Annotated in this window: 16 protein-coding genes; 7 read left to right on the forward strand and 9 right to left on the reverse strand. The window is 34.9% G+C overall.

The window, feature by feature from the left end:
• Positions 1-2: 2 nt before the first annotated feature.
• Both QV06_RS04890 and uvrA read right to left on the reverse strand, forming a co-directional pair.
• Complete coding sequence (locus tag QV06_RS04890) at positions 3-1004, reverse strand: virulence RhuM family protein (RefSeq protein WP_065237187.1); 1002 nt, start codon at positions 1002-1004, stop codon at positions 3-5.
• A gap of 122 nt (positions 1005-1126) precedes the next feature.
• Positions 1127-3958, reverse strand: coding sequence for an excinuclease ABC subunit UvrA (gene uvrA, locus QV06_RS04895; protein ID WP_065237188.1), 2832 nt, complete (start codon positions 3956-3958; stop codon positions 1127-1129).
• 151 nt (positions 3959-4109) lie between these two features.
• Here uvrA and ssb point away from each other — a divergent pair, with 151 nt between their 5' ends.
• The 6 genes from ssb to QV06_RS04920 all read left to right on the forward strand — a co-directional run bounded on the left by ssb (position 4110) and on the right by QV06_RS04920 (position 11682).
• Complete coding sequence (gene ssb, locus QV06_RS04900; RefSeq protein ID WP_065237189.1) at positions 4110-4622, forward strand: single-stranded DNA-binding protein; 513 nt, start codon at positions 4110-4112, stop codon at positions 4620-4622.
• A gap of 182 nt (positions 4623-4804) precedes the next feature.
• On the forward strand, positions 4805-9511 hold the full coding sequence (locus QV06_RS04905; protein WP_065237190.1) for an ATP-binding protein: 4707 nt from the start codon (positions 4805-4807) through the stop codon (positions 9509-9511).
• A 1-nt stretch (position 9512) separates the two neighbouring features.
• Complete coding sequence (locus QV06_RS11445) at positions 9513-9824, forward strand: hypothetical protein (protein ID WP_082985040.1); 312 nt, start codon at positions 9513-9515, stop codon at positions 9822-9824.
• A gap of 83 nt (positions 9825-9907) precedes the next feature.
• Positions 9908-10357, forward strand: coding sequence for a hypothetical protein (locus tag QV06_RS11450; protein WP_082985041.1), 450 nt, complete (start codon positions 9908-9910; stop codon positions 10355-10357).
• 311 nt (positions 10358-10668) lie between these two features.
• Positions 10669-11175: a LysR substrate-binding domain-containing protein gene (locus QV06_RS04915; RefSeq protein ID WP_082985042.1), complete on the forward strand. Its 507-nt coding sequence runs from the start codon at positions 10669-10671 to the stop codon at positions 11173-11175.
• A gap of 117 nt (positions 11176-11292) precedes the next feature.
• Entirely contained in the window at positions 11293-11682 is a 390-nt protein-coding gene (locus QV06_RS04920; RefSeq protein WP_065237192.1) for a copper resistance protein NlpE, read from the forward strand.
• Between the two features lie 61 nt (positions 11683-11743).
• Here the strand turns inward: QV06_RS04920 and QV06_RS04925 are convergent, their stop codons facing one another.
• From QV06_RS04925 to napF, 7 genes are all read right to left on the reverse strand, one after another.
• Positions 11744-12379 carry a cytochrome c3 family protein gene (locus QV06_RS04925; protein WP_065237193.1) on the reverse strand — a complete coding sequence of 212 codons (636 nt, stop codon included), beginning with the start codon at positions 12377-12379 and terminating at the stop codon, positions 11744-11746.
• 15 nt (positions 12380-12394) lie between these two features.
• Positions 12395-12868, reverse strand: coding sequence for a nitrate reductase cytochrome c-type subunit (locus QV06_RS04930; protein WP_065237194.1), 474 nt, complete (start codon positions 12866-12868; stop codon positions 12395-12397).
• Between the two features lie 5 nt (positions 12869-12873).
• Positions 12874-13737: a quinol dehydrogenase ferredoxin subunit NapH gene (napH, locus tag QV06_RS04935; RefSeq protein WP_065237195.1), complete on the reverse strand. Its 864-nt coding sequence runs from the start codon at positions 13735-13737 to the stop codon at positions 12874-12876.
• Positions 13737-14519, reverse strand: a complete 783-nt coding sequence (gene napG, locus QV06_RS04940; RefSeq protein WP_065233563.1) for a ferredoxin-type protein NapG — start codon at positions 14517-14519, stop codon at positions 13737-13739. The genes napH and napG overlap by 1 nt, the downstream gene beginning before the upstream one ends.
• A gap of 79 nt (positions 14520-14598) precedes the next feature.
• Positions 14599-17076, reverse strand: a complete 2478-nt coding sequence (gene napA, locus QV06_RS04945; protein ID WP_065237196.1) for a nitrate reductase catalytic subunit NapA — start codon at positions 17074-17076, stop codon at positions 14599-14601.
• Between the two features lie 22 nt (positions 17077-17098).
• Entirely contained in the window at positions 17099-17377 is a 279-nt protein-coding gene (locus QV06_RS04950) for a chaperone NapD (protein WP_432416507.1), read from the reverse strand.
• Positions 17374-17883 carry a ferredoxin-type protein NapF gene (gene napF, locus QV06_RS04955; RefSeq protein WP_065237198.1) on the reverse strand — a complete coding sequence of 170 codons (510 nt, stop codon included), beginning with the start codon at positions 17881-17883 and terminating at the stop codon, positions 17374-17376. The genes QV06_RS04950 and napF overlap by 4 nt, the downstream gene beginning before the upstream one ends.
• 295 nt (positions 17884-18178) lie before the next feature.
• Between napF and narQ the strand changes: the two genes are divergently transcribed.
• Entirely contained in the window at positions 18179-19891 is a 1713-nt protein-coding gene (gene narQ / locus QV06_RS04960) for a nitrate/nitrite two-component system sensor histidine kinase NarQ (protein WP_065237199.1), read from the forward strand.
• The last annotated feature ends 254 nt before the right edge of the window (positions 19892-20145 follow it).

A 20145-nucleotide genomic window follows, 5' to 3' on the forward strand; every position in this document is an offset into this window, starting at 1 on the left:
TTTTATCTATTTTTTAATTTCTTCTCTAAATCCCGCAATTCTATAGCCTCTACATAATCAGCTCGCTCAGCTTCATATCGTTTGCGTTTCTCATCAAATAATGCATAGACTTCTCTTACTTTTTGTTCCATCTGCATATTACTAACACTCCCTTTATGTTTTAACACTGGATGATCATTAAAAGTAAGCAATTGATCTACATTATTTCGCCAAAAATCTAAGGTTAAATCACGACGATTTTTTACTCGCAACTCTGCTGCCTCTAAAAAGATAACTACTAAGCGATTCAATGTATCAATCTCATCTGTATTTAAGTAATTCTTTGCAATAAAAATATCTTGTTTCCTTACAACTTTTCCTTGCCAATGAGTTAACGCCATATTAGGCAAATCAGCATCAGCACGACTTACAATAAGCTCTGCTGCTGTTTTTCCAGTTACTGCATAAATCAATTTATTTTGTGTTTCAGCAAAAAACATCTGTGTTGCTTTATCGGTACTATCATAATCACTACTTAATGCAAATAATTCTCTAACTTTTTGATAAAAACGTTTTTCACTCGCGCGAATATCGCGGATACGTTCCAACATTTCATCAAAATAATCAGGACGTCCATCAGGATTTTTTAAACGGTCATCATCCATGACAAAACCTTTTTGCATTAATTCTGCAAGTTGTGTATTTGCCCACATCCTAAATTGTGTTCCACGTTTACTGCGCACGCGGAATCCAATAGCTAAGATCATCTCCAAATTATAAAAAGCAACCTGATAATTTTTCCCATCAGCAGCAGTTATTAAGAAATACTTAATAACTGAATCTTCTAATAATTCTTTATCTTTCAATATATTAGAGATATGCATATTGATATTAGGAATTGAGGTGGCAAAAAGTTCTGCAATCTTACTCTGATTAAGCCATACACTACCACTATCAGCATAAAGGGATACTTTTGTCTTACCATCATCAGTACGATAAATAATAATATTATTCTGTTCTGCCATTTATCATCCTACAAACACTATAAAATTACTGTTCATAATGTTATATAGAAAATCCAATGAATAAAACATTGTCTTACTAATGAACATAAAAAATGCGGCACTCGCCGCATTTTTTAATTAAATTACTTTCTTGCCAGAATTGGTTTTAAGAAACGTGCAGTGTGAGAGCCTTCCGCTTCCGCAACCTGTTCAGGCGTACCCGTTGCGATAATCTGTCCGCCACCGCTACCACCTTCAGGACCAAGATCAACAATCCAGTCAGCCGTTTTGATAACATCTAGATTATGCTCAATCACAACAATAGTATTACCCTGATCACGTAAACGATGTAATACCTCAAGTAATTGCTTAATATCCGCAAAATGAAGCCCTGTGGTTGGTTCATCCAGAATATAAAGCGTCTTACCAGTATCACGTTTTGATAATTCAGACGCTAATTTTACTCGCTGTGCTTCACCACCTGATAACGTAGTCGATGCCTGTCCCAAACGAATATAAGACAAACCAACATCAATTAACGTTTGCAATTTACGTGCAATCATTGGAATTGCATCAAAAAATTCTCGGGCTTCTTCAACTGTCATTTCTAACACTTGATGAATGGTCTTTCCTTTATAGCGAATTTCCAATGTTTCTCGGTTATAGCGTTTTCCTTTACAGTGATCACAAGGCACATAAATATCTGGTAGAAAATGCATCTCAACCTTAATCACCCCATCACCCTGACACGCTTCGCAACGTCCACCACGCACATTAAAACTAAAGCGTCCCGGATTATATCCTCTCGCTCGTGCTTCTGGCACACCGGCAAATAATTCCCGAATTGGCGTAAATACCCCAGTATAAGTCGCCGGATTAGAACGCGGTGTACGACCGATTGGACTTTGATCAATATCGATAACTTTATCAAAAAACTCTAGCCCCTCAATCCGCTCAAACGGTGCGTGCTGTTGGTTTTCCGCTCGATTTAACGCATTTTGTGCAATCGGAAATAAGGTATCATTAATCAATGTTGACTTGCCTGACCCAGATACCCCAGTAATACAAGTAAATAATCCTACTGGAATTTCCAAATTAGCTGACTTTAAATTATTACCTGTTGCCCCAAATAACTTCAACATCCGTTCCGGATCCATTGCCGTTCTTTGTGCGGGAATTTCAATTTTTTCTTTACCGGACAAGAAGCGACCTGTTAGTGAATTCGGATCCTGCATAATTTCTTGAGCTGTCCCTTGTGCAACCACAGAACCACCATGTACACCTGCACCTGGTCCAATATCAATAATATGATCTGCCGTTAAAATCGCATCTTCATCATGCTCAACCACAATCACCGTATTACCTAAATTTCGTAAATGTAATAAGGTATTCAATAAACGCTCATTATCTCGTTGATGCAAGCCAATCGAAGGTTCATCTAATACATACATTACCCCAACTAACCCTGCACCAATTTGACTTGCTAAACGAATTCGCTGCGCTTCACCGCCAGATAAGGTTTCTGCAGAACGAGAGAGCGAAAGATATTCCAACCCAACATTCACTAAAAATTGCAAACGTTCTTTAATTTCTTTCAGAATTTTTTCGGCAATTTTCGCTTTTTGCCCCTCAAAATTTAATTGCTCAAAATAGCGTAATGCATCGCCAATACTCATCTCTGAAATTTGCGGTAAAGTCGTATCACCAATAAACACATAGCGTGCTTCTTCTTTTAAACGAGACCCATGACAATCCTGACATGGACGATCGCTAATATATTTCGCAAGCTCCTCACGTACTGACATAGATTCTGTTTCTTTATAACGGCGTGCCATATTATTCAGCACCCCTTCAAATGGATGATGACGCACGACTACATCCCCACGATCATTCACATATTGGAATTCAATTTCCTCTTTTCCAGAACCATTTAATACCAACTCTTGAATCTTGCATGGTAACTCTTCAAATGGGCTTTCAATATCAAAATGATAATGACGAGCCAATGAAGTTAGCATTTGATAATAATAGAAGTTGCGGCGATCCCAACCTCGAATTGCCCCACCTGCCAACGATAAACTTGGATTTTGTACTACGCGTTTTTCATCAAAATATTGTTGAATCCCTAATCCATCACACGTTGGACACGCCCCTGCTGGGTTATTAAACGAAAACATTCTTGGTTCAAGTTCAGGCACAGAATAGCCACAATGCGGACAAGCAAAATTCGCTGAGAATACCAACTCCTCAGCAGCAGGATTATCCATATCAGCAATAACAACAATACCACCAGATAACTCTAATGCTGTTTCTAATGATTCCGCTAAACGAGTAGCTAAATCAGCACGAATTTTGAAACGATCCACCACCACTTCAATCGTATGTTTCTTTTGTAACTCTAATTTTGGTGGATCAGATAAATCACAAATCTCACCATCAATTCTTGCCCGAATATAACCTTGTGCGGCAATCCCATCTAATAATTTTGTATGTTCCCCTTTACGCCCTTTCACTACTGGCGCAAGTAACATCATACGACTGCCTTCAGGTAACGCTAATACCTGATCCACAATCTGGCTTATCGTTTGTGCGGTTAATGGCGTATTATGAGTTGGACAGCGCGGTTCCCCCACGCGCGCAAATAATAAACGCAGATAGTCATAAACTTCGGTAATCGTTCCTACTGTTGAACGCGGATTATGTGACGTTGATTTTTGCTCAATAGAAATAGCAGGTGATAAGCCCTCGATATGATCAACATCAGGCTTCTCCATTAATGATAAAAACTGTCGAGCATATGCAGATAAGGATTCAACATAACGGCGTTGTCCTTCTGCATACAACGTGTCAAATGCTAATGATGATTTTCCTGATCCTGATAATCCAGTAATCACAACTAATTTATTACGTGGAATTGTCAGATTAATATTCTTTAGATTATGGGTTCTTGCACCCCTAATTTCGATATTGTCCATATGCTGCAACAAAAAATGAAAAAACTCGACGATTATCGCAAAATCAAAAAAACTGTGCAAATATCCAGTATTCTTTATTTTTTTCACTAGGGATTTACGGTAAGATAACCCCCGTTTTTAGTTTTTAATGAAGAAAGAAGAGGTAATTTTTATGGCAGGTGTTAATAAAGTCATTATCGTTGGTAATTTAGGCAATGATCCTGAATTAAGAACTTTCGCTAACGGTGATGCAGTTGCCAATATTAGTGTTGCAACCAGTGATCGTTGGCAAGATAAACAATCAGGAGAATGGCGAGAAGTTACCGAATGGCACCGTATTGTATTATTCCGTCGTTTAGCTGAAGTGGCGGGGCAATATTTACGCAAAGGTTCAAAAGTCTATATAGAAGGCAAAATTCGCACCCGTAAATGGCAAGATCAAAATGGTCAAGATCGTTACTCTACTGAAATTCATGCAGATACCATGCAAATGTTGGATAGCCGTAGCGACAGAATGGGAGCAGATATGTCTGCTGCTGCACCACAAAATCAATTCGCTCCAGCAAACAACTATCAACAGCCACAGCAAAATACTCAACAATTTGCTACACAACCTGCGGCTAAACCTGCAGCACAACCAGCAGTAAATCCTGATGTGGCATTTGATGATGATATGCCGTTTTAAGTTACATATAAATTAAAAATATTTATACTCCATCGAACCCTTTATTTTAAAGGGTTCCCTTAGATTAACTTCACATATTTAATTATGGATCATAAGTCCAACTTTAGGAGTGCAGATCAATAAGGTATTACTTTTAAATATGATATAATAAAAATATTAAATCTTATTAACAGATATATTGTATGAGTCTTAATAATGCCCACGAAGGCTATCAATACCAAGATTTGTTATGTTCTTATTTTATTCTAAAGGAAATAATTTTAGGTCGCTTTGATTCAGTTCTTACTTTTGATAAAAAACATATTGAAGATGATAGATTTGACGACCTAGTAATTCAGAATGGTGATAGCATCCAAAGAAAACAAATTAAATACAGCAATGAAACTAATGCTAAGCATTTGTCAAAAGATGATTTGTCTAATGACAATGGTACTTCACTAGCAATTTATAAATTATTTGAAAATTGGCGAGAATTGAGAACAAATCAAACAGAATTTAGATTGTGTTTAGCTTGGAATGAGCCTATTGAATACAATATAAAAGACGCTCTTATTCCTCAAGTAGGGAATTCTTCATTTAATTCTATTATTACTAATGTTTTTAAATTAAATATTGATAATATTTGGCAGGAAAATCCTGAGAATTTTAATAGATGGGATAATCTTAAAAGGTATGTTAAACAACATAATATAGATAGAAATGAATTCGTTGCATTTTGTAATGAGCTTATAATAGAAACAAACTTTCCAAAAGCCAGTTTAGATTTTATATATCCAGATGTTTTGGAAAACGTACTTATTGAACAAGCAAAAAAGATTGGTATTGGGCAATATCCCAATAATGATATATCTATCAATGATTTTTTAATAAAAATAGTTAAATATAGTGGGGACTTTCGCACAAATTCAACACAATTAAATATAAAACAAATATTAGAAAAATTAAGAATTAGGACTGATTTCGGTCAAATTGAGCAAAAATTTCAAATTGATAAAGAAAAAAATATTATATTTAAAGCAAAAATTGAAAATTTGTTACAAGTTTTTAAAAAAAATCAAAAAACTATTCTAGTTGCTGAGCCAGGTGCTGGAAAGTCTTGGTTTTTAACAAATTTAATTGAATATCTAAAAGAAAATAATCATAAAGTTGTTAGGCACTATTGTTTTACAGGAATGGAAGATTCTTTTTCTGAGCAAAGAATAACATCCGATGTATTTTTCGGCAATTTAATTGCAGATATTCAATTAATATACCCAGAGTTACAAAAGCAAAAGGAGCAAATTCTTGCCTCTAATCTTAATGAATTAAATTTGCTATTATCTAATATCAATGATCCGTTAATCATTATTATTGATGGATTAGACCATATTGAGCGTATACTAAGCAAATCCAAAACACTTTCAGAGGAAAAAACAAGAATTATTGATTTTATTTCAAAAATAGAACTATCAGATAATATATATATTATTCTAGGTTCTCAGCCAGTTAATGAAATTGATACACTCATACAAAATCATCATTTCTTACAAGTTAACTTACCTAAATGGAATGTGGATGACATTTTGAGCCTAGTTCATAAATTCAACATTGATCCACAAACTTATAATTTAACCCAGATACTCTTAGATAAGAGTCAGGGAAATCCATTGTATTTAAATTATATGCTTAATCATTTGAAGGAGAATCCTAATATTAATATAAAAAATGATTTTCCTGAATATGATTTTAATTTAAAGTCATATTATGATTTTCTATCATCGCAACTTAATGAAAATTCAACGACACTAAATATTTTATCTTGTTTGGAATTCTCTATTACAAGGGAAGAGTTTTCAGAAATAAATCCATTTTCTCATCATTTGGATAAAGACTTAAAAACTTTGTCGCCAGTAATCTTGGAAAATTTATCAAGAGGTGGCATTTCATTGTATCACGATAGTTTTAGAAGATATCAATTAGAAAAATTAGATAAATCAAATATTTGTTGTTATAAATTAATTGCTGATTGGTTAAATAAAAAAGGGTTTTATGATAATCCAAAATCTTACAGATATTTGTTTAAATATTTACTTAATTCGGAAAAATATTCAGAAATATCAAATTATGCTACACCTGATTTCTTGATTAATAGTCTATATTATGGGTACCCTGAAAAATCAATAAGGGGAAATAGCCTGTATTTTTTATATGTAGCACAAAAATCTGAAAATTGGGGTCTTCTGTCTTTCTTAAGTGAATTTAATAGAACTATATACTCTACTAATTCAGAAGAATATCACAGTCAATTTATTGAAAATTTTGAAATTTATTTTGAATCGGTATTAAATATCTATGGGTATAATAGAGCAAATTCATTGTTATTTTTTAACAATGAAATGAATTTTGATATTGTCACTACAGCAAAAGCATTTTCTATTCTAACAAAAAATGGTTACAAACCTAACTGGAAAAAGGTTAATGATTTATTTAAAGATTCAATTTCTGAAGAAAATTTTGAATATTTTCTTTATAGCCAGATAGATAATAAAGAAAAATTACTTAAAATTTTAAACAAATCATCAGAAAATGGGAATGAAATATTTTTTGACATCTGTATATCATTTTTGATTAAAAATAATCATATGTCAATTATTAATTCATTTATTCAAGGGCTTAATGATAATATAAAAGACAATTTTTATTTTAAAATTAACAAAATATCTCTATTAAACAATAATGATTTTTATATCCCTATTACTGTTAAGTTAGATCCGTTATTTATTGATGCTATAGAAGAACGTAGTTATATCAATAGTGAAACGATGAATGATTTTTATTTTTTGGTCTCATTATATGCTAAATATGACATTGATTATTTAATTGAATTTGAAAAATCAATAGTGTCTAAAAACTTCTTTTACAATTGGATAAAGTTTTTTATCCAAACATTTATCATAGAACAAAAATTTCATAATGAGGATTTAGAACCTCATATCACTAAAAATATTGAATTTTTATGTAGTGATGTAGACCCTTTCAAGGGTAATCCACGAGCAGTTGATTTTTGCTATACAAATAAAACACTAATTACTGCATCAATTGTTCAATCTTTAAAATATATACATAACAAAGACGCATGGTCATTTATTATACAAAAAATTATCACATTACCCATAGAAAGAATAGATGTTATTAAAGAAATCAATATAAATGATGATAATATAAATTATATTCTTGACGTTTACTCTCAATTTGAAGAAAGTCAAGAATTACACTATTACGAATATGCAGAATATTATTTTCAAAAAGCACTTATTTATTCTAAAAGCCAATATATAGAGCAAGCGAAAAATGAATTAAGGAAAGCTATTTTATACATTACTAATTATACTTTTAGAAAAGATGTTACACTATCAGAAATAGTAGACCCAATTGACGCTATCCATAAGCTAGATGCTGATTTAGCACTGGATTATACAAAGAAATTAAAATATCTTACTGATGCAATAGGAAAACATACAGAAGATGGAAAAGGCATAAAATGGATAGCTATAGATTGGTTTAAACACCTATCAAATATTGATTACCACTTATCTGGAAAATACCTAATTTGCGAATTTATGAAAGAACCATACTTTTGGAAATTAGATTATATGTTTGTTGATTTTTTGGCTGTTAGCCAAAAAATGGTTGACCCTATTATTTTAAATTTTTTATATAAGTTATTACCAACTAATAATAGAGAAAAATACTTAAATAATTTTTTAAATATTATTAATTGTATTAAAGATAAAAATCATCACTTGGCTAAGCTATCACTAATTAGTTTATTAAATAGGGGCTGGAATGATAGTTATGAAAAATTATCAGAAAAAACAAAGACTAATTTTAAATTAACTTGTAATGAATTTAGCTTAAAATTTAATATAAAAGAAGATAATGATAATAATAATAATTACGGTAATTATTATAAAAAAATGGTTGACTTTATTAATCAATTATTAAATATTTCCGACATTACTTTAAATATAGAAAATTCAAGTGCTTATGATATTATTGAATATTATAAAAAAAAGGAATATATATTAAATGGTGATTTGAACTTACTGTATTTTTACCTAATAAGTTGCAATGATGAATGTATTGTAAAAAACATCATAACTTCATTAATTAAGAAAAAATTTCCTAATAATTATGAAGTTTATTTTGAAAATTTATTTATCTTAATTCAGAGACTGAACCTATCTCAAGATGTGAAAATCAACTTACTTACACTAAATACGCTTTATTCAACAGATGGTTGGCTGAATATGTGTACATATAAAGAGCCTTTAAAGCTGGCAGTAGAGCTGGATTACCACTTGGCAAAAAATGAAATTTTCAGGCATCTATGTGAGCATCTTAAACTGGATAGTTATAGATCTCTACCAATTGCAAATTTAATAACTTCTTTTGAATTTTGTGGTATGGAAAAAGAAATTGTATTTGATTTATATAATAATGCTTATTCATATATTGGAAGTAGATTACCAGATACTAATGATTTTGATTGGGATTCAGTAGAATTGAATCAATCTCTATCAGAAATGAGTGAGAATGAGCTGGCAATTACATTGATATTGGCTAAAATGAAAAATCTTGATAGTACCATTCAAAGAGAAATCTTATTTTCTATTCATTACTTGATTAATTATCAGATCAATTTATTGATAAAACCAATAAAATGGTTTCTTGAAAATTCAAGAGAATTTAATCAATTAAATGTTGTAGCAATTTTGGAACTTATCTATTTGGAAAAAAATCAAACAATTCCTTTGATAACTCAATGTAAAAGTGATTTTAAAAAATGTCAGGAAATAGGTAATTTCTATATTGATAATTTAGTTGATAAAATTATCGAGGAAGTTTGATATGCTTAATAATACAATGATTCAACATATTCAACATCATCGAATTTGGAAATTTTTCCAATTATCAAATTTGGATAAAAAATCCATTATGGATAAAATAATTTTAAATTTCAATAAATATCAATTTTATACTTTTATTAACAATTATCACGGTTATTTATCACAAAATATTTATACTGAAAATTTAATTTTTAGTACCATATTTCAAGAGTTAAATCACAAAGATTTTGATTCTTGTTATTCTGTAGACTTAAAAAGTGTGATTGTAACTTCAAATAGTTTTATTCAGCGTCCAAATATCATAAAAACCTAGTGAAGTCATCAATGATTTTAAAGAACCTGATTTGGAAAATGGCTTTATTAGAATAGCAAGATTTGAAAGTCAAATTTTGCTAGATGATTATAGAAAGGGTAATAAACAATTTATTGTGTTTGAGGGGGGGGGTATTACCAGATAAAGAGAAAATAAACCCTCTATTTGACTGGGTTAGTTTACCATCACAGCATATTTGGAATGATAATTTTAAATATGGCTACCCTATTATTCAGGTTTTATCTATTCAAATGAATAGTATTAATTTTCCATATATTTTATGGATAGATGGCGATCTATTAAAATATCTTAAACTTGTTTTAGATGATTGTAAAAATGGATTACAGGCATTGGATTGTAATGGAGAAATTATTATTAAATTTAGATGTTGGAGGGAAAACCTTATTGATAATGGCAATGATGGTAATATACCAGCTCTTGAAGGTCGCGACTTGATGATAAGAAAAGATTATTATGATAAATTAAAAGTATTTATTCCAAGTATTGTTTTTTATAGTTATATACAAGCATAAAGGTAATAAAATATTAAAAACATCATCATCCATCTTCTGTGATGTGTAATTTTTTGGATATTGTAATAAGGAAAGAGGAGGTTCAGGCTAGTCGAACGCACTGCTTACTCACAAAAGTATTTATTTTTACTACAAGCTGTGGAATTTTCTAAAATTTTTACAATCGCAAAATCTCCCAAGAATCCCACCACTCTTTTACCCTTCCCCTTTCAACAAACGGCCAAAATCGCTTTCAAAATCTTGTTCTTGAATAACACGATATTTTTCAAACTCACTTTAAACAACAATATCCTGATATCTAGCTTGAATTAATTAGTGATAATCGCTTCGTTGACATCGTGGCAGAAAGATTTGATGCCGGCGTTCGTTTTGGCAATATGCTGTCTGAAGAAATGATTGCAATAAAAATTAGTGAAGAAAATAAAATGGCATTGGTTGGTTCACCTGATTATTTTCATCAACATGGCTTCCTTAAAACCATTCAAGATTTACATCAACATCAATGTTTAGGTTATCGCCTCAGTAAAACGGGTGGATTATTTGAATGGGAGTTTAATGATAAAGGGATAACAACAAAAATCACTCCTCAAGGACAATGGATTTTTAATGATGATCTTCCGACTAAATTAGCCGCTAAATTAGGTTTAGGCTTAGCATACTTATCCGAAGAACTCGTTAATACAGAAATTGCCAATGGCAAGTTAATTCGTATCTTCACTGAACAAAGTTATGTTTTCCCAAGTTTTTATCTCTATTATCCTCATCGCAATGTTTCGTCTGCTTTACGTGCTGTAATCGATTGTTTAAAACTCAATTAAACGCTCTGGGCCAAAAATTGGCATTATCAAAGATCTATACTATTATCATCACAGGCTATTTACCCTGATGTTCTCGGTAAATGCCTGCATTATTCATCTAAAACAAAGGATATGCTTATGAAAAAATATACTCTTAACGCTGTTGTTGCTTTAGCATCTATCGCAATTTTTGGTTGCCAAACTGTAACAACACCCCAAGCTAATCCTGTCGCAGGAAAATATTTAGGCACATTACCTTGTGCGGATTGTGACGGTATTAAAACAACACTTTTCCTTAACCCAGATAAAAGTTTTAATTTGAAAAGTGAATACTTAGGTAAGCCAGATGCGGTCTTTACTGAAAATGGAATTTATACCATAGAAAATCAGCTAATTACGTTAAAAGCCTCTGCTGATGGGGAAAAACATTATTACAAAATCACGGATCAAGGATTAGCCGTAAGCGATCAACAAGGTCATATCAATACTGACGAAAATAGCAAAGACTATCTGCTAAAAAAACAATAACCGATTAAAAACAAAAAGCGGTGTAGATTTTCTCTACACCGCTTTATTCTTACTTCAACAATTATTCTGCTTTTTCAGGTTTCACATTACTAAATGTAGGTGGAAGACCTTTCATATCAGGAAGTTGGTGTGCAATACCCTTATGACAATCGATACAAGTTTTGTTTTCTTTGATTGCCAATTCGTGCATTTTCGCAGCCACTGTTTTTTGTTGTGAGAAATCCATACGTTCAAAATTATGACAGTTACGACACTCTTGTGAGTTGTTCGCTTTCATACGTTCCCATTCACGTTCTGCCATATGTAAACGACGCGCATTAAATTTCTCTAATGTATCGGTGTAACCCATATAGTAAGCATACACTTCTCGAGCCGCTTTAATCTTACGTACCATTTTTGGAATAAACTCATGTGGCACGTGACAATCTGGACAGCTTGCGCTTACTCCGCTACGGTTTTGATAGTGTGCAGTATGCAAATACTCCGGATAAACATCATTCGTATGGCAGCTTGCACAGAATTCTTCGGTATTGGTTTGTTCTAAACCATAATTAAAGCCTACCCAAGAAACAATTCCCGCAATAAATGCCACCACAATTAATGTGCCAACTGCAATTTTACTTGGGCTTCTGAACCAAGTCCAAAAACGCTTAATTAAGCCAAATAAACCAGATTTTTTTGTTTTCTCTGTGGTCATCATATCTCTCCTTTATTATTGACCATAACCCGGTAATGGTTTGAATTCATTTGGTACAATTGCTTTCGCATTAGTTTGCGGTACATGGCATTGTAAACAGAAGTAACGGCGTGGTGACGCATTCGCACTAATCTTACCATCACGATCCATAAAGTGGGTTGGGCTAATACGTGTTGCCCCTGTTACACGAGAATTTTCCGCACTATGACAATTCAAGCATTGGTTTACATTTTTAGTGACTTGCATACCTGCAACGCTATGTGGAACCAACGGCGGTTGATTAACATAGTTTAATGCTTGTTGTCCGCTTTCTTTTGGTACGTTATAAGCATTTGGTGCAACATTTTCCGCAGCATGCTCTAATTTTACCCCTTCTTTTGCTAATCCATCATTATTTGGATTAGCTTCACCTGCTGCCATCACAGACGTCGCCATCATACTTGCAAAAAGTACAGCGGCCATTTTCCATACAGTTTTATTTGTTACCATCTTTCTCACTCCCCAGAATGATCGAATCTTGTTGAAAATTTAAATACTTTTTCAGCACAGACATCAACACAACGTCCACAGCTGATACAATCTTTTGAAAGTACGAGCAGGCTCTCTTCTTTTTTACCATGTAATGGTGCACGCAATACTTGCGCTTCTGGACAAACGTTATAGCAATCCATACAGTTATCACAACGTGCACGATCAATAACTTTTATCCGAAAAATACCTTTCGCACCAATCACACCATGTGTTGCACCGATTGGACAAAGATGCCCACACCAGCCATGCTCGACAATAAACAGATCAAATAAGAAAATCGCTAAGATTAACCAAAGTCCCGCGCAAAACCCAAAGATCAATTCACGACCTAAGGTAGCAACAGGATTAATCCATTCCCATAATAATGTCCCACTAGCCGCACTACCAATTAAAATCAAGGCTAATAACCAATAGCGTAATGAACGTGGAATTTTTGCTGTTTGACGTAAACCTAATTTACGACGCAACCACGAAGCACTATCCGTAACCACATTTAACGGACAACACCAGCCACAAAAGACTTTACTGCCCACTAACGCATAGAATGCAATAATAATGCCTGCACCTAATAACGTGGTGAAGCTTAGTAAATGCCCAGTAACTAAACTTTCCGCAGTAATTAATGGATCACTTAACGGTACCGTATCTAATAACAAGCTACCGCTATAATTACCTTTTAAAATCCATACGCCGAAAAGTGGCCCTGAGAGAAACATCGCTAACACCGCAAGTTGTGATAAACGCCGCCAAAATAAAAAGCGATTCGCATACCACCAACCGAGTTTTTCTCTAGCTTCTCGACCAGCTGCTTTTGGTGCGTTTGCCATTATTTCACCTCCGGCATACGAACAGGCAAGCTAATGGTTTCTTCTGAAAGCAACGATTTGCCCGCTTTCTCTTTTTCCTGCCAGCCAAAACGGTAATGTTCACCTAACATTCCTTTCGCGAGAGAAAGCGGTAATACTTTGATCGCAGCTTCTTCTAAAACACAAGCCTCTTCACATTTACCACACCCAGTACAAGCCTCAGAATGTACAGTTGGAATCATCAATGCGTGTTTTCCTGTGCGTTCATTATGTTGATTTTCCAAAGTAATGGCTTTATCAATTAATGGACAAACACGATAACAAACATCGCAACGTAAACCTTGCCAGTTCAAACAGGTTTCATGATCCAATAACACAGCTAGCCCCATTCTCGCTTTATTAATATCTTCTGCATTTGCATCCAACGCACCACTTGGGCACGCTTTAGCACATGGAATATCTTCACACATTTCACACGGTTTTTTACGTGCGACAAAATAAGGTGTTCCCGCTTGCAGCGGTGATACCCACGAAGCAAGATATAACATATCGTAAGGGCAAGCCTGTACACACTGACCACAACGAATACACGCATCAGCAAACGCCTGTTCATGTTCCAACGCAAACGGTGGACGCAACGCAACACCATCACGTGCCAGACTTTGCTTCTGTGGTAAACTCAACAAAATCCCCAATCCAGCTAAACCGCCGGCGGTACGTGTTGCATCTTTTAAGAAACGACGACGCTCAGGGGTAAACCCTGTTTCACGTGTTGTATTTTCGTTTCGTATCTCACGTTTCATGCTGTTATTCATTATGTATTGGTGACTTATGGGAATCTGCGCTTCAACCTAGTGGAAAAAGCGCAGTGATACCTATTGATTAAATCTTAGTAACCTTAACGGCACATTTCTTAAAGTCTGTTTCTTTAGAAATTGGATCCGTTGCATCCAGTGTTAACATATTTGCTAACTGTCCTGCATCGAAGAAAGTGGTAAATACCAAACCTCTTGGTGGTTTGTTACGGCCACGTGTATCGATCACAGTTTCCATTTGCCCACGACGAGATACGATCAAGGCTTTATCACCATGACGTAAACCACGATCTTTCGCATCTAATGGGTGCATCCACAATACATTGTTCGGGAATGAACGGTGTAATTCTGGAACACGACGCGTCATACTACCTGTATGCCAATGTTCAAGAACACGACCAGTTGATAACCATAAATCATATTCTTGATCTGGTGCTTCTGCAGGTGGCTCATATGGCGCAGCTAAAATCACTGCACGTTTTGTCGGTTGACCATAGAAGCTAATATCTTCTCCCGCTTTCACATACGGGTCATAACCTTCACGGTAACGCCATAAAGTTTCTTTACCATCAACTACTGGCCAACGTAAACCACGTGCTTTATGGTACATATCGAAGTCTGCTAAATCGTGACCATGACCACGACCAAAGGTTGCATACTCTTCAAATAAACCTTTATGGATGTAATAACCAAAGTGTTCTGATTCATCATTTGGATGATCACCAATATCACTTAATGGATATTTATTGACTTGACCATTGGTGAACAACACTTCATATAATGTTTTGCCTTTATATTCAGGGTTTTTATCTAGAATATCTGCCGGCCATACTTCATCTGTCTTGAAGTATTTAGAAAATTCAACTAATTGCCATAAGTCAGATTTCGCTTCACCCGGCGCTTTCACCATTTGGTGCCAGAATTGGGTACGGCGTTCTGCGTTACCATATGCCCCTTCTTTTTCAACCCACATCGCAGTTGGTAACATTAAGTCAGCAGATACCGCACTTAATGTTGGGTATGGATCAGAAACAATGATGAAGTTTTCAGGATCACGCCAGCCCGGTAAACGTTCTTGATTGATGTTTGGACCTGCTTGCATATTGTTGTTACACATTACCCACAACACATTGAGCTTACGATCTTTCAATGCACGGTCTTGTGCAATGGCGTGTAAACCAATCTTGTCTGAAATAATCCCTGCTGGAATTTTCCAGATTTTCTCTGCGGTTTCACGGTGTTTTGGATTAGTAACCACTAAATCTGCTGGTAAACGGTGAGCGAAAGTACCTACTTCACGCGCTGTACCACACGCAGATGGCTGACCTGTTAATGAGAATGGACCACAACCCGGTTGTGAGATTTTACCCGTAAGTAAGTGAACGTTATACATTAATTGGTTCACCCATACACCACGGGTATGTTGGTTAAAGCCCATTGTCCAGAAGGAAACTACTTTTTTGTTTGGATCAGCGTAAATTTTCGCTAATTCTTCAAGTAAGTTTTTATCAACGCCACTGATTTCATGCGCTTTATCTAAAGTATATTCCGCAACAAGGGCTTTATACTCTTCAAAAGTACAATCAGTCATCTTACCGCTACCTGCATTTTTCGCTGCTTTTTCAAGCTCATGAGTAGGGCGTAAACCATAACCAATATCAGTATCCGCTTTCTTGAATACAGTGTGCTTATTCACAAAATCTTGGTTAACGGCATTATTTTGAATAATGTAGTTAGCAATATAGTTCAAAATTGCTAAATCTGATTGTGGTTTGAAAATTAAACCATAGTCTGCTAATTCAAAACTACGGTGTTCAAAAGTAGAAAGCACTACAATTTTGCAGTCTGGATGAGATAAACGGCGATCAGAAATACGTGACCATAAAATTGGGTGCATTTCTGCCATATTAGAGCCCCAAAGTACCATCACATCTGCGTGTTCGATATCGTTATAGCAACCCATAGGTTCATCAATACCGAAAGTACGTGCAAACGCAACTGCTGCTGATGCCATACAGTGACGTGCATTCGGGTCAACGTTATTAGAGCGGAAGCCAGCTTTGAATAATTTATTCACTGCATAACCTTCCCAAATGGTTGATTGACCAGAAGTAAAGCAACCCACCGCATTTTTACCATTTTTCGCCATAGCTGCTTTAAATTTTTCTGCCATCGTGCTGAATGCAATTTCCCAGCTTACTGGTTGGAAATCACCGTTTTTGTCGTATTTACCGTCTTTCATACGCAACATTGGCTGCGTTAAACGGTCTTTCCCGTACATAATTTTTGGTAAGAAATACCCTTTAATACAATTCAATCCACGGTTTACTTCTGCATCTGGGTCACCTTGTGAAGCAACAACGCGGCCATCTTGTGTACCGACTAATACGCCACAACCAGTACCACAGAAACGGCAAACGCCTTTTTCCCATCTAATTGAAGCATCAGCCGCTTCAACATTTTTGATTGGAATTGTCATTCCAATCGCAGCAGCCGCTGCAGTTGCAGCATTAGCTTTCATAAAATCGCGACGACTTAAATTCATCTTCATCTCCCCACAATAAATATCAGTCTGCTAAGTCTTGTTGGTGATACACTAATGAAACGTTAATAACGCCATCAATATTGCGTGCATTTTCCATATTTTCTAATAAAATCCGTTGATTATGAGACTGCATAACCACAACCAACTTCCCTAACACTGGGTCAGAACCATGTATCTCCGTATGTGGTACTTCCAGTAACTTTTCTGAAATTTGCGTTAATTTATCTGGTCGTCCTTGTACCACTACACCGCAAACATGCCATTCTTCGGCATTTTCCATCGTAATTTGATCTGTCATCATGCTGTTTGAGTGATTAACATTGAAATTGCTTGTACTGGGCAAGAGGAAACACAAGCACCACAACCATTACAAGCTTCTAAATCTAATTGCGGTTGGGCAACTTGTCCAAATTTCGGTTTAAACGAAATCGCTCGCCATTCACAGCTATCCTGACAACTCCGACATTCAACCTGTCGTTGGGTTAAACAGCCGTCATTAATTGCAATTTTATGCTGCCATGCTTCTGTTATAATTGGTCTAAATATCAGTTGTTGGCAAATTTCAGCACATTTTCCACAAAAACTACATTCTGCTTGTGCGAAATTAATTTCAGGATAACCACGTTCACCTTTGACTAATACTTGCGTTTCGCAATGTTGAATACAATCGCCACATTGCGTACATTTTTCCCAGAAATCTTCCGCATTGGCCCAAGGCGGCAAAATCACCTTAGATATATCGACAGAAGCTGCTTCGCGCAACTTACCAGTGAGGAATTTTCGACGGGATAAATCAAGATTTTGCATGATTCACGCAAATATTTTTTATAGGTTACTAATTCGCCAGTTATTCTAAAGCAACTTCAAGCTAAGTCTGTACCCGTTATTAGGTATATTCTTTCTTAATTTTCATTTCCTTGAGATAAATCAAACTAGAATGAGTAAGCTTTTCTTGCAAGTAAGAAGAAATTGTGTTTTAGGTAGTGTTTAAATTTCGCCCTTTAGAGCGAAATTTAAAGAAAAAACAATACTACTTTCTCCCTACTAAAATTCCCATTAAAGTAATACCCTAAACCAACTTAACCACCAATGTGAGGAAAACGTGCATAAATATTCTGTATTAACTCGAGTAGCAAAATACCTAATCGGCATTATTTTTCTAGCGAGTGGCTGTATTACCCTCGTGTTTTCAATTTTATTAAGCAGCCAAAATGATGCAGAAGCGATCAACCTTGCAGGCTCTTTACGGATGCAAGCTTACCGGCTTATCTATCAAGTAGAACACGAACCCACCACCCTACAACAGAATCTTCAACAATATAATCAGACCTTAGAAAACGATATTCTTAAACGGGTGCAATCCAGTTATTTTGTACCAGATAGCGTTAAACAAGCCTATCAACACGTGTTGCAAAGTTGGGACGCTATGGAACATTATGTGCACAGTAACCAAGTCAGCAAATATCAGCAGCAAGTCGATAAATACGTACAAACCGTTGACCAATTTGTGGTGGTATTACAACATTTTTCTGAACGCAAAATGATTCTCGCGATTTTGATCAGTATTCTCTCCATCGTCACCATTCTTGGTATCGGTTCCTATATGATGAGTTTTCTGAAACGTGAAGTGATGAATCCAATTGATAAACTGGTTAAAGCTAGCACTCAAGTACAAACTGGGCATTTTAAGCATATTGCATTAGACATAGATAAACCTAATGAATTAGGCACACTCTCTGAAACTTTCACAAAAATGTCAGATGAGTTACAAAAATTATATTGTTTTTTAGAAGATAAAGTGCGTGAAAAAACTCAAAAACTAAGCCAGTTAAATCGTACATTATCAATGTTATTTCATACCTCACAAAAAATAACTCATATTGATTTAAGCTATCAAAAACTCAGTGAAGTACTAGCCGATATTTGTTCACGCGAACATTTACGCTATATTGAACTAATCGTTTATGGAGCAGAACATCTTAATATTGCAGCTGGCACACCTGATAACAATTATCCTTGGCAACAACAAAAAATCAGTATTAACGGCAAAGAGCTTTCCTGTTTACGCTGGCAAGCGGGCTTACCTTGTCCTGATTTACGCTTAATGCAAAGTTTAGCGCAAATGTTAGGCCGTGCGATTTATTTCATCCAAACCCAGCGTCAACAACAACAATTAGTGTTAATGGAAGAACGTTCAATTATTGCCCGTGAATTACACGACTCTTTGGCACAAGTATTAGCTTATTTACAGATTCAACTTACCCTACTTAAGCATACTCTAAAAAATAGCAATCCAAGTTCTAAAGAGAAAAGTTTCAAAATTATTGCCGACTTTGAACAAGCGTTAAATGATGGCTATGTGCAATTACGTGAGCTGTTATCCACATTCCGCTTAACCATTCAGGAGGCTAACCTAAAATTAGCTTTAGAACAGGTAATTGAGTCCTTACGTAACCAAACCAAAGCTCAGATTACGTTAGAGTGTTCCTTACCCTCACAAATCTTTACTGCGCAGCAGTTAGTCCATGCACTACAAGTGGTACGCGAAGCGTTATTAAATGCGATCAAACATTCACAAGCGACTTTAATTGAAGTGAGCGCACATACTAACGCGGATGGCGAAAATGAAATTATTGTAGCGGATAATGGAATTGGCATTCCAACGCTAGATGAACCTGAGGGGCATTATGGCTTAAATATTATGCAAGAACGTACCGCACAGCTAAATGCTAAGCTCACGATTCAATTACGCCCCACCGGCGGTACCGAAGTAAAAATTTTGCTACCAAATTGTTTTTTGGAGAATCATTCTTAACTATGGATACTTTAATAACAAAAAACTCTTCAAAAATGATCTGACCTCGAAAAGTTGGATTACTATTTTAATTTAAGGACTGAATTCTGCATTAAACAGAACTCAGTCCATTTAATTTTAAGGCATAGTAGATAAAATTGTTACTAATGTTTATTTTCTTTAAACATTAGCGACTCTTTTTATTTAAAATAATCTTGTATAAACAATATCTTGCGCCTTTTCGTTAATCCATTATGATTATTTAATTTTCTCTT

The organism is Gallibacterium genomosp. 3 (assembly GCF_001678475.1).
In the GTDB taxonomy this organism is placed as follows: domain Bacteria; phylum Pseudomonadota; class Gammaproteobacteria; order Enterobacterales; family Pasteurellaceae; genus Gallibacterium; species Gallibacterium faecale.

What these genes read in the sequence shown, in the direction of transcription:
- uvrA (WP_065237188.1), bottom strand. Translation starts at nt 3,958, where the DNA reads ATGGACAATATCGAAATTAGGGGTGCAAGAACCCATAATCTAAAGAAT.
- napA (WP_065237196.1), bottom strand. Translation starts at nt 17,076, where the DNA reads ATGAATTTAAGTCGTCGCGATTTTATGAAAGCTAATGCTGCAACTGCA.
- QV06_RS04950 (WP_432416507.1), bottom strand. Translation starts at nt 17,377, where the DNA reads ATGATGACAGATCAAATTACGATGGAAAATGCCGAAGAATGGCATGTT.
- QV06_RS04925 (WP_065237193.1), bottom strand. Translation starts at nt 12,379, where the DNA reads ATGACCACAGAGAAAACAAAAAAATCTGGTTTATTTGGCTTAATTAAG.
- QV06_RS04920 (WP_065237192.1), top strand. Translation starts at nt 11,293, where the DNA reads ATGAAAAAATATACTCTTAACGCTGTTGTTGCTTTAGCATCTATCGCA.
- QV06_RS11445 (WP_082985040.1), top strand. Translation starts at nt 9,513, where the DNA reads ATGCTTAATAATACAATGATTCAACATATTCAACATCATCGAATTTGG.
- QV06_RS04930 (WP_065237194.1), bottom strand. Translation starts at nt 12,868, where the DNA reads ATGGTAACAAATAAAACTGTATGGAAAATGGCCGCTGTACTTTTTGCA.
- ssb (WP_065237189.1), top strand. Translation starts at nt 4,110, where the DNA reads ATGGCAGGTGTTAATAAAGTCATTATCGTTGGTAATTTAGGCAATGAT.
- napG (WP_065233563.1), bottom strand. Translation starts at nt 14,519, where the DNA reads ATGAAACGTGAGATACGAAACGAAAATACAACACGTGAAACAGGGTTT.
- napF (WP_065237198.1), bottom strand. Translation starts at nt 17,883, where the DNA reads ATGCAAAATCTTGATTTATCCCGTCGAAAATTCCTCACTGGTAAGTTG.
- QV06_RS04905 (WP_065237190.1), top strand. Translation starts at nt 4,805, where the DNA reads ATGAGTCTTAATAATGCCCACGAAGGCTATCAATACCAAGATTTGTTA.
- QV06_RS04890 (WP_065237187.1), bottom strand. Translation starts at nt 1,004, where the DNA reads ATGGCAGAACAGAATAATATTATTATTTATCGTACTGATGATGGTAAG.
- napH (WP_065237195.1), bottom strand. Translation starts at nt 13,737, where the DNA reads ATGGCAAACGCACCAAAAGCAGCTGGTCGAGAAGCTAGAGAAAAACTC.
- QV06_RS11450 (WP_082985041.1), top strand. Translation starts at nt 9,908, where the DNA reads ATGATTATAGAAAGGGTAATAAACAATTTATTGTGTTTGAGGGGGGGG.